The 14,544-nt window shown below is 75.6% G+C and carries 8 protein-coding genes; 6 read left to right on the top strand and 2 right to left on the bottom strand.

What is annotated here, in order from left to right:
- Nucleotides 1-31 precede the first annotated feature (31 nt).
- Both AB0G52_RS18495 and AB0G52_RS18490 read left to right on the top strand, forming a co-directional pair.
- A complete protein-coding gene (locus AB0G52_RS18495; RefSeq protein ID WP_132893233.1) occupies nucleotides 32-796 on the top strand; it encodes a class I SAM-dependent methyltransferase in 765 nt (254 codons plus the stop codon).
- The gene (locus AB0G52_RS18490; RefSeq protein ID WP_132893235.1) at nucleotides 793-1,863 is read left to right on the top strand and encodes a glycosyltransferase family A protein; all 1,071 of its coding nucleotides are present in this window, start codon (nucleotides 793-795) and stop codon (nucleotides 1,861-1,863) included. The genes AB0G52_RS18495 and AB0G52_RS18490 overlap by 4 nt, the downstream gene beginning before the upstream one ends.
- On the opposite strand, the gene AB0G52_RS18485 is transcribed toward AB0G52_RS18490, so the two are convergent.
- Together AB0G52_RS18485 and AB0G52_RS18480 are read right to left on the bottom strand one after the other, a co-directional pair.
- Nucleotides 1,848-3,557 carry a CocE/NonD family hydrolase gene (locus AB0G52_RS18485; protein WP_361337294.1) on the bottom strand — a complete coding sequence of 570 codons (1,710 nt, stop codon included), beginning with the start codon at nucleotides 3,555-3,557 and terminating at the stop codon, nucleotides 1,848-1,850. The two genes, AB0G52_RS18490 and AB0G52_RS18485, sit on opposite strands and share 16 nt — an antisense overlap.
- 12 nt (nucleotides 3,558-3,569) lie before the next feature.
- On the bottom strand, nucleotides 3,570-4,460 hold the full coding sequence (locus AB0G52_RS18480) for a GNAT family N-acetyltransferase (RefSeq protein ID WP_361337292.1): 891 nt from the start codon (nucleotides 4,458-4,460) through the stop codon (nucleotides 3,570-3,572).
- A gap of 251 nt (nucleotides 4,461-4,711) precedes the next feature.
- Here AB0G52_RS18480 and AB0G52_RS18475 point away from each other — a divergent pair, with 251 nt between their 5' ends.
- The 4 genes from AB0G52_RS18475 (at nucleotide 4,712) to AB0G52_RS18460 (ending at nucleotide 14,517) form a co-directional block, all read left to right on the top strand.
- Nucleotides 4,712-6,421, top strand: coding sequence for a carbamoyltransferase C-terminal domain-containing protein (locus tag AB0G52_RS18475; protein WP_132893239.1), 1,710 nt, complete (start codon nucleotides 4,712-4,714; stop codon nucleotides 6,419-6,421).
- Nucleotides 6,422-6,501: 80 nt separating this feature from the next.
- Nucleotides 6,502-7,791, top strand: a complete 1,290-nt coding sequence (locus tag AB0G52_RS18470) for an MFS transporter (protein WP_361337290.1) — start codon at nucleotides 6,502-6,504, stop codon at nucleotides 7,789-7,791.
- Nucleotides 7,792-7,804: 13 nt separating this feature from the next.
- Nucleotides 7,805-11,044 carry an AMP-binding protein gene (locus AB0G52_RS18465; protein ID WP_361337289.1) on the top strand — a complete coding sequence of 1,080 codons (3,240 nt, stop codon included), beginning with the start codon at nucleotides 7,805-7,807 and terminating at the stop codon, nucleotides 11,042-11,044.
- The gene (locus AB0G52_RS18460) at nucleotides 11,041-14,517 is read left to right on the top strand and encodes an amino acid adenylation domain-containing protein (RefSeq protein ID WP_361337288.1); all 3,477 of its coding nucleotides are present in this window, start codon (nucleotides 11,041-11,043) and stop codon (nucleotides 14,515-14,517) included. The genes AB0G52_RS18465 and AB0G52_RS18460 overlap by 4 nt, the downstream gene beginning before the upstream one ends.
- Nucleotides 14,518-14,544: the final 27 nt, after the last annotated feature.

Genomic DNA, 14,544 nt, shown 5'->3' with positions numbered 1-14,544 from the left:
CCGCGCTCCACCCTCCGACAAGGGAACGCCGATGACCACCACCGCGTACGACCACTGGTCCGACACCTACGAACTGTTCGAGGGCGCCATGGCCGAGGACACCTGGCGCCTGGGCATCGGGGCCGAGCTGGCCAAGCTGGCCGCCCCCGGCCCCCTCCGCATCCTCGACCTCGGCGCCGGCACCGGCATGGGCAGCCGGGTGCTGGCCGACCTGGTCCCGCAGGGCGAGGTCACCTCGCTGGACCGCTCGGCGGCCATGCTGGAGCACGGCGGCATACCGCCCGAGCTGCGCATCGTCGGCGACATGGCACGCTTCACCGTCGAGCCCGACGCTTACGACTTCGTGGTCTCCGGCTTCGACGCCCTCAACTACCTGACCGCAGCCGACCTCGCCGAGTGCCTGGGCAACGCGGCCGCCGCCCTGCGCCCCGGCGGCCACCTCGTCTTCGACTACTCCTCCCGCAAGGTCCTCCAGGAGGACTGGCGGAACCTGGAGCACGAGGAGACCCGCGACGGCGTCCGGCTGCACCGCACCCACCGCTGGGACCCCGTGCTGGCCCGCAGCCGGTCGGTGCTCTCCCTGTACGGGGCGGACGGCCTGCTCTGGCGCGAGACCCATGTGCAGTACGTCGTCGACCCGTTCACCATGGAGGAGCTCGGCCGGACGGCCGGCCTGCGCACCGTCCGGGTCCGCGACATCGACGGCGACGGCTTCACCCCCGGTCACACCACGCACGTCTACGTGCTGCGCAAGGACGAGCAGGGCGTCGCCGCGGACACCGGGGAGCAGGCATGACCGCCGCCGAGGCCACCCCCGACGAGGAGCGCACCGAGCGGGTGCTGGCGAGCACCAGCGTGGTCATCGCGCTCCGCGACGACCTGCGCATCCTGGACTGCATCGACTCGGTCGACGAGGACGTGGAGATCGTGCTGGCGCTCAACGGCGCCACCGACGAGATCCGCCGGGTGCTGCGCGAGCACCCGAGGCCGCTGACCGTCACCGAGATACCCGACGCGGGCAACCTCGGCGCCGCCTACAACGCGGGCGCCGAGGCGGCGAGCGGGCGCTATCTGCTGCTGATGGACTCCGACTGCACCTTCGCCCCCGGCGTGGTCCGCATGATGGCCGCGGCCGTCGCCACCGACCCGGTGGTCAAGGGCCAGGTGGTGTACGGCGAGTCCGGCAGCCTGATGAGCCGGCTCACCGCCCGGGTGCGCGAGTACGACGAGGGCGAGTACGTCAGCGCCCTGTCCCCGCCGCTCATCTACGACCGGGCGATCGTCGAGCACATCGGCGGCTACCACTTCGACGGCCTGATCCACTGGTGCGAGGACCGGGAGTTCGACTTCCGTCTCCAGCTGGCCGGCATCCCCGTCCGGCACGTCCCCGAGGCCCGCATCTTCCACGACGCCCAGGTCGGCCTCCAGAACATGCGCAGCTACTTCCGCTACGGCGTCGGCGAGGGCATCGCCCAGGAGACCGGTGTCTTCACCACCCCCGCCGTGCCCGTGCTGTGGCGGCTGTACGAGGCGTCCCGGACGCTCGCCGGGTGCGCCCGCCACAAGGGGATCGGGGCCGCCGCCTACTACGCCCTGCTGAAGGTGGCCTTCCACACCGGCACCCTCTACCACCTGGTACGCGACCCCTACGGCGTGCGGCCCCGTTATCCGGCGACCGCCGCCCGCACCAGGATGCTGCGCGCGATCCCGCAGCACTGCACCGAGCTGACGCCCGCCCAGCGCGAGCGGCTGCGCCGGGCGCATCTGCGGGCCGGCCGGCGGATCGTCCCGCTCACCGACCTCACCGTGTTCCGGCGCGACGGCGATCCGAAGCCCGAGCCGTCGCCTCAGGCCGCGTCGTGAGCGTCCGGCAGCGGACCGGGACAGACCGGGAGCAGCAGCCGCGACGGCCGGCCCGGCCCGTGGTGGACCCGGTTGACGGCCGTGGCCACCGGAGCGTCCGCCAGGGTCAGCGGGGTGCCGCCGGTGTTCGGATTGGGGTCGAACCGCGGGAAGTTGCTGCTGGAGACCTCCAGCCGGACCCGGTGGCCGGGCCGGAAGACGTGCACGACGGTCCCCGCCGCCACCGGCAGCGCGTGGACCGTGTCCGGGACCGGCGGACGCACCCCGTCCTGCCGGGCCCGGTGCCCGGTCCGGACGACGCCGTCGCAGAGGATCTCCGCGCGGCCGTCCGGATGCACGTCGACCAGCTTGGCGGTGAAGTCGGTGTCCGGCGCGGACGAGGAGACGTACAGCTCGGCGACCACCTCCCCGGAGACCGTCAGGGGCGCGTCCAGCCGGGGGCCGGTGTAGCAGAGCACGTCCGGGCGGTCCTCCACCGCGCGCTGGTCCAGGGGGCCGCAGTCGGCGCCGACGAACATGCCGGTCATGCAGGTGGCTCCGCCGGCGGTCGGCACGGGGTCGCGGGGGTCGTAGCGGTAGACGTCCGTGACCTCCCGGCGGGGCGGGGCGTGGCGCAGCACACCCGAGCCGTGCCGGGTACGGGCGTCGCCCTCGCTGTCCAGGTGCAGCGCGAGCGGGACGCTGTCCGCGCCCGGGGGACCGGCGGGGGCGATCCAGCGGTCCGCCCCGCCGGCGAACACCTCCACCGGCGGACCCGCTTGCTCCGTCCCGCCCTTCAGATGCCGGTCGAAGAAGGCGAGATGGGCCGCCGTCATGTCGAACTCCGCCTCGTCGGCGGCGAGTCCGTAGCGCCGCTCGGGGAAGACACCGCCGGTCACGCAGTGCGACCAGGGGCCGATCAGCAGGCGGTCGTCCGGCCGGGGCGACGGTGTCCGCAGGGTGCCCGGCAGGAAGATGTCGTACCAGCCGCCGACCACCAGCGCCGGGGGCCGTCTCCCGTCCGGGGCGGCGGCCAGCCCGCGCCAGTGGGCGTCGGGCCCGGGGTGCTCCAGCCACTCGCGGTAGTAGGGAGCGAGCCGGTCCAGCAGGGGCAGCGCCCGCCAGGGCGCCCGGTAGAGCGCGTCGATGCCGTCCAGCGCCTCGGCCACGGCGCGGACGTCCGCGGCGGTGCCGCCGGCCCGCTCGACCTGCCCGTGCAGCAGGTCGCCGAGCACCCAGTGCAGACAGAACCCGAGCTGGAAGGCGCCGCCCAGATACGTCCAGCCCTCGTAGGGGTCGGCGGCGGCGACGTGCGGGGCGATGGCCCGCAGCGCGGGCGGCGCGGCGGCCGCCGCGTGCCACTGCGCGGCGCCCTCGTAGGACCGCCCGATCATGCCGACGGTCCCGTCGCACCAGTCCCGGCCCGCCGCCCACTCGACGGTGTCCCGGCCGTCCGCGGCGTCGTCGGCGAAGGGCCGGAAGTCACCGCCGGACGCGTACCGGCCGCGCACGTCCTGCACCACGAGGCAGTACCCGGCCTCCACCAGCCGCAACCAGTCCAGGGAGCGGCCCCCCGCCGAGGACCCCTTGCCGTACGGGGTCCGCTGGAGGAGGGCCGGCAGCGGACGGGAGGTGTCCGGGCGGTACACGTCCGCCCGCAGCACCACGCCGTCGCTCATGGGGACGGGCACGTCCCGGTCGATCACGAGTCGCACGGGCGTCTCCTCTCAGTCTCCGGACCGGGCGTAGGTGGGGTAGTGCAGGACCTCGCAGCCGAACCCGAGCTTGAACCGGTTGATCCCGGCCGTCTTCCCGTCCACCTCACCGGTGGATATGCCGCTCAGGTCGAAATGCTCAAGACCCTCGGCCGCCGCCCGCCTGATGGTCTCGAAATGCACGAAGTTCATCGAACCGTCGACGCGGTGTTCCGGATGCGTGGCCACAAAACGCGCCTCCAGCGAATTCCGGTTCCGGAAGCATATGGAACCGGCCGCCACCCGGCCCTCGTGCAGCGCGGTGAAAAGGTGGACCGACGGATGCTCCAGCAGATCGTGCAGCAGATCGAGGGGGGCGAGGTCGGGTGAGTCCGCGCGGATCATCGCCGGTGCGTAGAAGTCGTAGAACTCGTCGATCCGGCCTGGGTCGTCGGCGAATTCCAGGCCGCTGCGCAGCGCCCGGCGCACCCGGCTGCGGGTGCTCGGGCGCATCCGGGCGAGGATCGCCTCGTCCCCGCCGCCGGTGGGCACGAGACCGGTGGCGTAGCGCGGGGCGGGCCGGTACCCGGCTGCCGCCAGCACCTCGGGGAAGTCCCACTCCGGAAGCAGCACCAAGGTGGCGGGGCCCAGCCGGGAAACCCCCGTGAGCAGGGCGGACAGCAGTTCGGGGTCCGGGTGTCCGGCCGGTCCCTTCCACATGAACCAGCCGTCCTGACCGCCGTCCTCCAGGAGTGCCGCGGCCCACCGGCCGCCGGGACGGCCCGCGCGCAGCAGGCGGACGGGATCGCCGCGCCCCGACAGCAGCCGGAACCGGCCGGCGCTCTGGTGGAAGTCCTCGGCCGGGACGTCCGCCTCGTCGGGAACGTCGGCGGTGCTGTCCGGATGCATGATCAGACGAAGCACGGCGTGCCCTTTCTTCTGGTTTCTCGCGCGTGGAAATCGGAATGTGTCCAGCGGTTTTCGAGGCATGCAGAAAAACGGGAGACTCTGCAGAGCGACCGGGCTGACCGGCGGTTTTACGTCCGGTGCGGTCGGGGAAAAGGAAAGAGGCCGGCGCCTATTTCTTCGGCGCGGTATCGCTGCTAATTTCTAGCGCACCGGTCGTCGTCCGTCAATTACCGGGCCCATGGCCCGTTCGAAGGGAATGACTTGCCATGCGAATTCTCGGTGTGAATGGCTGGCCGGGCGCGAGCCACGACGGGTCCGCCTGCCTCCTGGTCGACGGGAAGGTGGTGGCGTTCGCCGAGGAGGAACGCTTCACCCGGCACAAGCACGGCTACGGCGAGGCCCCGCTGCACGCCGCCGCCTTCTGCCTCCAGGAGGGCGGCCTCGCCCTGGAGGACATCGACGTCGTCGCCCACGGCTGGGACATGCCCTCGCTGCTCACCCGACGCGGCCTGGACTGGTTCCCCGACAGCGCGCGGGCCCTGGACTTCCTGTTCCCGCGCGAGTTCTTCCCCCGCGGCCGCGACCCCGAGCTGGTCTTCGTCCCGCACCACACCGCCCACGCGGCCAGCGCCTACTGCTTCTCCGGCCGCGACCAGGGCGCCGTCCTGGTCCTCGACGGCCAGGGCGAGTGCGAGAGCGCCACGCTCGCCTCGGCCGTCGGCGGCGAGCTGAAGGTCCTGGAGGCCGTCCCGCCCGGCTGGTCCCTGGGCTACTTCTACGCCGCCGTCTGCGCGTACGCGGGCCTCGGCGCCGACGCCGCCGGCAAGGCCATGGGCCTCGCCCCCTACGGCACCCCCGGCGACCCGACCTTCGGCGGCGGCCTCAGCTTCCACGACGACGGGTACGCCGTCGGACCGGTGCCGCGCACCCTGCTGTCCACCGGCAGCACCGACGAGGAGGCGGACACCCTGCGGCTGTGGCTCGCCCACCTGGAGAAGACCAGCGCGCTGCCGCCCAACCGCACCAGCCGCCACTACGACCGGGAGCGCGGCCGCTACGTCCGGCGCACCGAACGCGACCCCTACGACTACCGGGACCTCGCGGCCACCGCCCAGGAGGCCCTGGAGCGCTCGGTCATCGCCATGGCCCGCCGGCTGCTGCGCGAGACCGGACAGGACACCCTGATGGTGGCCGGCGGCGTCGGCTTCAACGCCACCCTCAACGGCAAGCTCGCCCGGCTGCCCGAGGTGCGCGACCTGTTCGTGCAGCCGCTCGCCGGCGACCAGGGCGTCAGCCTCGGCGCGGCCGGCTGGGTGGCCGCCCAGCACGGCGAGACCATCACGCCGATGACCGGCACCCTCGCCTGGGGCGAGCAGTGGGACGCCGACGCCGTCCGCCGGGTGCTGCACAAGCAGGGCGTCCGCCACACCGAGCACGAGGACATAGCCGACGCGGTCGCCGGGCTGCTGGGCCGCGGCCAGATCGTCGGCTGGCACCAGGGACGCGGCGAGGGCGGTCCCCGGGCCCTGGGCCACCGCTCCATCGTGACCGCGCCGTTCCCGGTGGCCAAACGCGACCGCATCAACCTCACGGTCAAAGACCGCGAGTGGTGGCGGCCGTTCGCGCCCAGCATGCGGCTGGAGGAGGCCCCCACGCTGCTCGGCGACGGCACACCGCTGCCCTACATGATCGTCACCACCCCGGTGCCCGACGCCGGACGGGACGCGATGCCCGCCGTGATCCACGTCGACGGCACCACCCGCCCGCAGACCGTCACCGCCGAGGACGACCCGCTCTACCACCGGCTGCTGGGCCGGGTCGCCGAGCACACCGGCCATGCCGTCGTGCTCAACACCTCGTTCAACGGCCGCGACGAGCCGGTCGTGTGGACCCCCTCCGACGCCCTCGCCACCTTCGCCCGCAGCCCGCTGGACGCGCTGGCCCTCGGCCCGTTCCTGATCCGCCGCACCGACTGAACCCCGGCCCGCACCCGCCCGACCACCCTGTCCGCCGGACGCCTTCGTGCTAGCGTCCTTCCATGCCTTATTAGGTCCGCATGTCCCAGCCGCCGTCCTCCGGCCCCTTCCGCGTCGGCCTCGTGTACCTGTACACCGGCCTGACCGAACTCCTCCCGCTGCACGCCGTCTACGCCCTGCTGATGACCTCGCACGGGGTCTCCACGGGAGAACTGTCGGTTCTCTTCGCGGTGTGGACGGTGACCACCTTCCTCTGCGAGGTGCCCTCCGGGGCCCTGGCCGACCGCTTCCCCCGCCACCGCGTGCTGGCCGCCGCGGCGCTCGCGCAGTGCACCGGGTTCGCCCTGTGGACCGCGCTGCCCTCGCTCGGCTCGTTCGCGGCCGGATTCGTCCTGTGGGGCGCGGGCACCGCCCTCACCTCAGGAACGCTCCAGTCCCTGCTCTACGACGGCCTCGCCGCCGAGGGCCGGGCCGGGCAGTACGCCCGGGTCAGCAGCCGGGTGGCCGCCGTCCAGGCGTGCTCGGTGGCGGCCAGCTCCCTGGCCGCCACCCCGCTGGTCCTGCTCGGCGGCTACCCCGCCACCGGCTGGGTGTCCGTCCTGCTCACCCTGCTCGCCGTCCCCACCGCCCTGGGCCTGGGCCGCCGGGCCCCGGGCCCGGTACCGGCCCCCGTGCCGGAACCGGTCCCCGCACCGGAACCGGAACCGGAACCGGAACCGCAGGGTTATCCGGCCCTGCTGCGCGCCGGGCTCGCCGAAGCCCGCGGCACCCCGCGGGTGCGCTCCGCCGTCCTGCTGGCCGCGGCCCTCACCGGCCTCGGCGTGGTGGACGAGTACCTTCCGGTGCTCGCCCGCGAGGCCGGCACGCCCGCCGCGGCCGTACCGCTGCTCCTGCTGCTGCCCTGGGCGGCGATGGCGGCGGGCGGCTTCGCCGGCGGACGCATGGCGGGCACCGGCGACCGCCTGCTGGCGGTGCTGCTCGGCGCGGGCGGCGCGGCCCTCGCCGCCGGAGCGCTCACCGGCCGCCCGGCCGGGTTCCTCGGCATCGCCGCGTTCTACTGGGTGCTGCGGCTCGCCCAGATCGTCGCCGACACCCGGCTCCAGCACGCCATCTCCGGACCCGCGCGGGCCACGGTCACCTCGGTCGCCGGGCTCGGCGCCCAGGCCGTCGCCCTCGCCGTCTTCCTGACCCTCGGCCTCGCGGCCCGCTGGGCCTCCGCGGCCGTGCTGGTCGCCCTCACCGCCGTACCGGTGCTGCTGCTGGCCGTCCGGCTGGCCCTGCGACCCGACCCCGCGCACCACGTCCCACCACCGCAGCCCGACGAGCCCCCGCCTCCGGCACGGACCGGCGCCGTCGAACGACACTCATGAAGGAGAGCGACGCATGACAACGAACACGGCCGACGCCCTCGTGGAGAGCCTGGCCGACGACGTACGGCAGACCCTCGGCCTCGCCCCCGGGGAACCGCTCGACACCTCGTTCGCGGCCATGGGCGGCAGCTCACTGGACGCCGCCCAGCTCACCGTGCGGATGCGCCGCGCCCACGGACTGGACGTCGGGGCCCACGAGTTGCTGAACGCCTCCAGCGTGCGGCACCTCCTGGACGAGCTCGCCGACCGCCCCCGCACCGACCCGGCCGCGGGTCCCGCCGAGGCCGCCCCCGCCGACCGGGCACCGCTCACCTGGCAGCAGCGGGTGATCTGGTACCAGTCCCTGCTCGACCCGGACTCCTCCCGCTACGTCTTCCACGCCCTGTTCCACTTCACCGAGGTCCCCCGCCCCGCCGCCCTGCGCGAGCTGCTGCGCGGCCTGCTGCGCCGCCACCCGGTGCTGCGCACCCGGCTGGTCTTCGACGACGGCGAACCCTGGCAGGTGGTGCCCGCCGCCGACGTCACCGACGCCGAGACCGACCTCACCGTCGTGGACCTCCCGGACGCGCACGTCTCCCCGGAGGAACTCGTCCGCCTCAGCGGCGCCGACCGCCCCTTCGACCTGCGGACCGGCCCGCTGCTGCGCTGGGTGCTGGCCCGGTTCCCCGACGGCCGCGCGGTGCTGGTGCACACCGAGCACCACCTGATCCACGACGGCAAGTCCTTCGTCGCCCTGCTCGGCAGCCTCCACGAGGACACCGGGACGCCCGACACCCGCTACTTCGGCTACGCCGCGGCCCAGACCCCCGCCGACCCCGCCGAGGTCCGCAAGGTCGCCGAGCGCACCGCGAAGGCCGCCGGCCGCATCCTGGACGGCGGCCTCGCCCCCACCGGCCGGGACACCTTCCTGCGGCTGCCGGTGCCGCCCGCCCTGCTGCGCGAGGTCCGGGAGGGAGCCCGCAAGGCGTCGGTCTCCCTGTTCACCGCCCTGTTCACGGCGTTCTCCCAGGCACTCACCCAGTACGAGGGGGTCGGCGCCGCCGTCCTCGGCAGCGCCGTCGAGAACCGCCCGCCCGGCCACGAGGACACCGTCGGCATGTTCGTGTCCACGGTCCCCGTGGTCGTCGAACGGCGCCCGGGCGAGCTGCCCGAGGCCACTCTGCGCCGTACCCGCGGCGCCCTGCGTGAGGCGATGGACTCCTCCGCCGTGCCCCTCGCCGACGTCGTCCAGGCCGTCGGCGGCACCGACGGACGCGGTGACGGCGCCGTGGTGCGGGCCGCGTTCAGCATGCACCAGCAGGTCGAGCGCGAGGTCGAACTGGCCGGTGCCACCGCCCGCGTCCAGCTCGGTGTCTTCAACGGAGCCGCCAAGTTCCCCGTCAACGTGGTGGCCGTGACCTCCGGCACCGGCGACGACACCCGCGTCGAACTGCTGATGGAGGCCCAGGACGGCGCGGTCGGCCGCGACGACCTGTGGGCGCTGTGGACCGGGACCCTGGAATGGCTGCGCACCTGGGTGCAGCTGCTGCCCGAGCGGCGGACCGAGCCCGCCGCGGCGCTCGTCGCCCGGGTGACCGGGCGCGCCGCCGCCGACCCGGACGCGGTCGCCCTCGACGACGGCGAACGACGGATCACCTATGGCCGGCTCGCGGCCTGGGGCGAGGCCGCCCGGCAGCTTCTGGAGTGGCCCGGCGAGGTCGTCGGCCTCCTCGGGACGGCCTCCCCCGACTTCTTCGCCTGCGCCTACGCCGTCCTGCACGCCGGCGGCACCTACGTCCCCCTGGAAGCGGGCCAGCCCGACGAACGCCTCGCCTCCATGGTCGCCCAGGCCCGCTGCACCACCGTCGTCCGGCTGCCCGGCGTCCCCGCCGGGCGCGCCGCCGCCCTCGACGGGCCCGACGCCGCACCCCGCCTGGTGGACTGGGCCGCCCTCGTCGACGAGTGGCCCGCGGCGCCCGCCGAACCGGACACCCCGCCGGACACCGACAGCGCGGCCCCCGCCTACGTCATGTTCACCTCCGGAAGCACCGGCGAGCCCAAGGGCGTGATGGTGCCCCGGCCCGCCCTGGACCGGCTCGCCGACTGGGCCGTCCGCGAACTGCGGCTCGGCCCCGACACCGTCGTCGGCCAGCTCGCCAACGCCGCCTTCGACGCCTCCGCGTTCGAGGTGTGGTCCGGGCTGTACGCCGGCGCGCGCATCCGGCTCGCGCCCGCCGGGATCCGCGCCGACCCGCAGCGCCTCGCGGGCTGGTTCGCCGAGACCGGAGTCGAGTACGCCTTCGTCTCCACCCCCATCGCCGAACTCCTCGCCCGGGTGCCGAAGCCGGCCGGCAGCCGGCTCGACCGCATCTCCACCGGCGGCGACCGGCTGCACGCCCTCCCCGAGGACGTGCCGTTCGAGGTGCTCAACATGTACGGCCCGACCGAGACGACCGTGGTGGCCACGGCCGGCTGGGTCGACCCCGGCGGCACCGGACTGCCCCCGATCGGCCGCGCCCTGCCGTACGGCTACACCCGTGTGGTCACCCCCGACGGCGCCCTCGCCGCACCGGGCGAGCAGGGTGAACTGTGGGTCGGCGGGGACGGTGTGGCCACCGGCTACGCGCACGCGCCCCGACAGACCGCCGCCCGCTTCGTCGCCGACCCGCACTCCGAGGACGGCGCGGTCGTGTACCGCACCGGGGACGTCGTCCACCTCGACAGCGCCGGCCGGCTGCACTACTCGGGGCGCCGGGACCGGCAGTTCAAGCTGGCCGGGGTGCGTTTCGAACTCGGCGAGGCCGAGGCGGTCGCCCTGCGCAGGCCCGGCGTCGAGCAGGCGGTGGCGCTCACGGTCGACTCGGCCGCCGGGCCCCGGCTGCACCTGTTCGTCACCCTCGCCCCGGGCACGGCCCCGGACCCGACCGACGAGGCGATCCGCGCGGCCCTGCCGGCCCAGCTGCGGCACCTGACGATCCACCACCTGGAGACCCTCCCGTACAACACCAGCGGCAAGGTCGACCAGCGCCGCCTGACGGAACTGGCCGAGCGGGGACGGGGCACGGCGCCCGCGCCGGGGTCCACCGCGTCCGCGGACCCGGCCGCCGCGCCTGCTCCGGCCGGTCCCTTCGCCGGCGGCCCCGGCCGGAGCGGTGCCCTGGACCTGCTGTGGCCCGCGCTCGCGCCGCTGCCCCGCGCGGAGCGGCTGGACCTGGCCCACCGGCTGATCGGCTCCGTGCTCGGCGGCACGGCGGCCGACGAGGAGACCCGATGAACTCCGCCCCACGGCCGACGAACTCCGCCCCGCGGCCGGCCCCCACGCTGGAGGCGACCCCGCACCAGGCGGCCCAGCTGATCGCCTCGCTGCTCTCCGACCGGCACCGCGTCGGCACCCTGCCCGTCCGCATCCCGCTGGCCGGCGAGGAGACCGGCGGGACGGCGGCCGTGGCCGGCCTCGCCGAGGTCCAGCGGGCCTGGACCGCCCTGCTGCGCTCGGCCGCGGCCCTGCGCGTCCGCTTCCACGACACCCCCGACCGGCTGGTGCAGGAGCTGCGCGGCTACGACGACCTGCCCGAGGAGACCGCCCGGGTCACCCTCGGCGACGACGACCCGGACGCCGACGGTCTCGACCCGTTCGGGCCCGTCCTGCTGACGGCCCGTCTGGACCTGCGGGGCAGCGGCCCGGTGCTGGCCCTGCGTGTGCACCACGCTCTCGTCGACGAGCACTCCGTACTGCTCGTCGGCCGGGCGCTGCGGCACTTCCTCGCGCACCCCGACGCCGTCCCCGAGGACGACGCGGACCACTACCGGCGCGTCCAGGAGGCGTTGCTGGACGCGTCCCGCAGGGAGCTGCCCCCGCGCCCGCGCGACCCGGCGCCGCCCCGGCCGGCCGGCCCCGGCGCGGCGGACGCGCCCCTGCTGAGCCGTCCCGGCGGGGACCCCCGGGAGCGCGCGCACCACGCGGTGCGGCTGGAACCCGGGACGGTCGCCGCGCTGCGGGGGGCCGCCCGGCGGGCCCGCGCCTCCGCGGTCTCCGTGGCGCACGCGGCCGTCCTGGCCGCGCTGCACCGGCTGGCGCCGGACCGCACCCCCGTCGTCGGCGTGCCGATGACCCTGCGCGACCTGCGGGGGGTCGGCTTCGACGCCGTCGGCCTCTACCTCAACGTGGTGCCCACCACAATCCCCTGCTCCGTCGGCGACACCTTCGGCGAACTCGTCGACCGGGTCCGCGCCGAGTCACTGGCCCTGCACGGCCGCAAGTTCGCGTCCGTCGGCGACCTCGCCGCGGCGGACGGAGCCGCCCGCCCCGGACGGCCCGGCAGCCGTGCCTACGCCGACCTGGTGCTCGCCTTCCGGGACGGCTCCCTGCCGCCCGGCACCGACGAGCGCGCGACGGCCGCCCGGCGGTCCGCGGAGCCCGGCGCCCCGCTCAACGTCGAAGTGGTGCTCGGCCCCGAGGACGGACTGGTCCTCTTCGACTGGCGCAGCGGGCTCGTCCCCTGGCCGCCCGCCCCGCAGCTCGCCTCGGCCGTCGTGCGGGCCCTGACCGAGCTGCCCGCGCGGCCCGAGCTGCGGGTGGGGGACTTCGCGCTGCTGGACAGCGCGAGCACGGCCGAGGTGCGGCGGCGCCTCGGCGGCCACCCGCCGACGGACGGCGCACCGGCGCCCTCCGTCGTCGAACTCGTCGAGCGCGCCGCCGCCCTCGCGCCCGGCGCCCCGGCCGTCAGCGACGGCGAACGTGCGTGGCGCTACGACGAGTTGACGGACGCCGTGGTCCGGGTGCGGGCCGCGCTGCGGTCCCGGGAGCTGCCCCGGGGCGCCCGGGTCGCCGCCGCCTGCGGCCACGACGTCTGGCAGGTGGCGACCGCGCTGGCGGTCTGGCAGGAAGGCCTGTGCTACGTGCCGGTGGACCCCCGTGGCCCCGCCGAACGCAACCGGTTCGTGCTCGCCGACTCGGCGTCCGCGCTGGTGGTGTGCGGCCCCGGCACGGCCGGTGCCCCCTTCCTGGCCGGGACGCCCGAGCGGGACGTCCTCACCACCGACGCCCTGCCCCCGCGACCGGACGGCGGTACCGTGCCGCCCGGCGGCCGTCCCGGACCGGACGAGCCCGCCTATCTGATGTACACCTCGGGCAGCACGGGCCGCCCCAAGGGCGTGACCGTCACCCACCACAACCTGGCCGGGTTCCTGCGGGCGATGACACGGGCCCTGCCCGGCGCGGCGCAGGGGGACTGGCTGGCCGAGACCTCGCCGTCGTTCGACATCTCCTTCGTCGAGATGTTCTGGCCGCTGACCCACGGCCGGCACGTCCAGCTCCGCTCGCCCGACGCTCGCGAGAACCCGGCCGACCGGCGCCCGTTCGAGCACCGCCAGTGCACGCCCGCCCGCGCCGGCCAACTGCTGACCGCGCGGGAGCTGGGCCACCCGCTGGGCCGCTGGGACGTCGCGCCGCGCTACTGGCTGCTCGGCGGCGAACGGCTGCCCGGCACGCTCCTGCGACGGCTGCGCGCGGCCTACCCGGACACCGTCTTCGTCAACATGTACGGCCCCACCGAGGCGACCGTGTGGGCCACCTACCACGTGGTCCGCGGCGACGAGGGCGCGGACGTGCCCCTGGGCCGGCCGCTGCCCAACAGCGGGGTGCTGGTGGCCGACCCGCACGGGAACGACGTGCCCGAGGGCGTCGTCGGTGAACTGCTCGTCCTCGGCGACTCGGTGGCGGCCGGCTACCTGAACCGCCCCGAGGCGACCCGGGAGCGGTTCGTCCCGGTGGCCACGGCCGGCGGGGCGCGCGCCTACCGCACCGGTGACCTGGTGTGCTCGGGCCCGGACGGGCTCCTGTACTTCCGGGGACGCGACGACGACCAGGTGAAGATCCGCGGCCACCGCGTGGAACCCGGCGAACTGGAGCAGCGGCTGCTGGCCCTGCCCGGCGTCCGCGAGGCCGTCGCCGTGGTGCTGGACGCCGACGATCCCGAGCGGGTACGGCTGGCCGCCGCCGTCACGGTGGCCGGATCCGCCTCCTTCGACCCGGCGGACGCCCGGCGCGGGCTTGCGGCCGAGGTCCCGGAGGCGATGCTGCCCGCCGAACTCGTCGTCCTGGACGCCCTGCCGCGGCTGACCAACGGCAAGACCGACCGGCTCGCCGTGCGGGCCGCCTGCGAGGCGGCCGCCGCCGGGACGCCCGGGCCGGTGCCCGACCCCGGCCCGCGCACCGCCTCCGCCGACGGCCCGGGCGCGGCGGACGGCTCGGTGCCCGACCGTGGTCCGCGCACCGCCTCCGCCGATAGCCCGGGCACGGCGGACGGCCCGGCGCCCGCCCCCAGTCCGCGCACCGCCTCCGCCGACGGCCCGAACACGGCGGACGGCTCGGTGCCCGACCCCGGCCCGCGCACCGCCTCCGCCGACGGTCCGGGCGCGGCGGACGGGCCGGTGCCCGACCCCGGTCCGTGCGCCGCCTCCGCCGACGGCCCCGGCGCGGCGGGCGGGCGCGGCGCCGGGGCCGCGGGCGGGGCGCCGGGGCCGGCGTTGGGCGCGGTGCTCGCCGCGGCCGAGAAGATCTTCCACCGGGCGGTCGGCGGCCAGGAGAACTTCTTCGACCTGGGCGGCAACTCCCTCACCGCGCTCCGGCTTACCGCGCTCGTGCGTGCCGAGGGCTTCCACCTGGAGGTGGAGGACGTCTTCGACCTGCCCGACATGCGGGCCCTCGCCGACCGGGCCACCCCCGCCCCGGGCGGCCGGGGCTGACCCGTCCCCGGGCGGCGCCCGCACCGC

Source organism: Streptomyces sp. NPDC021562, from assembly GCF_040640875.1.
Lineage (GTDB): Bacteria > Actinomycetota > Actinomycetes > Streptomycetales > Streptomycetaceae > Streptomyces.
The sequence above is the reverse complement of the archived record's forward strand: the minus strand, read 5'-3'. Positions and strand labels throughout refer to the sequence as shown.

Bases quoted from the DNA above. Each gene is read 5' to 3' on its own strand.
- AB0G52_RS18465 (WP_361337289.1), top strand. From the start codon at position 7,805: ATGACAACGAACACGGCCGACGCCCTCGTGGAGAGCCTGGCCGACGAC.
- AB0G52_RS18490 (WP_132893235.1), top strand. From the start codon at position 793: ATGACCGCCGCCGAGGCCACCCCCGACGAGGAGCGCACCGAGCGGGTG.
- AB0G52_RS18495 (WP_132893233.1), top strand. From the start codon at position 32: ATGACCACCACCGCGTACGACCACTGGTCCGACACCTACGAACTGTTC.
- AB0G52_RS18470 (WP_361337290.1), top strand. From the start codon at position 6,502: ATGTCCCAGCCGCCGTCCTCCGGCCCCTTCCGCGTCGGCCTCGTGTAC.
- AB0G52_RS18475 (WP_132893239.1), top strand. From the start codon at position 4,712: ATGCGAATTCTCGGTGTGAATGGCTGGCCGGGCGCGAGCCACGACGGG.
- AB0G52_RS18460 (WP_361337288.1), top strand. From the start codon at position 11,041: ATGAACTCCGCCCCACGGCCGACGAACTCCGCCCCGCGGCCGGCCCCC.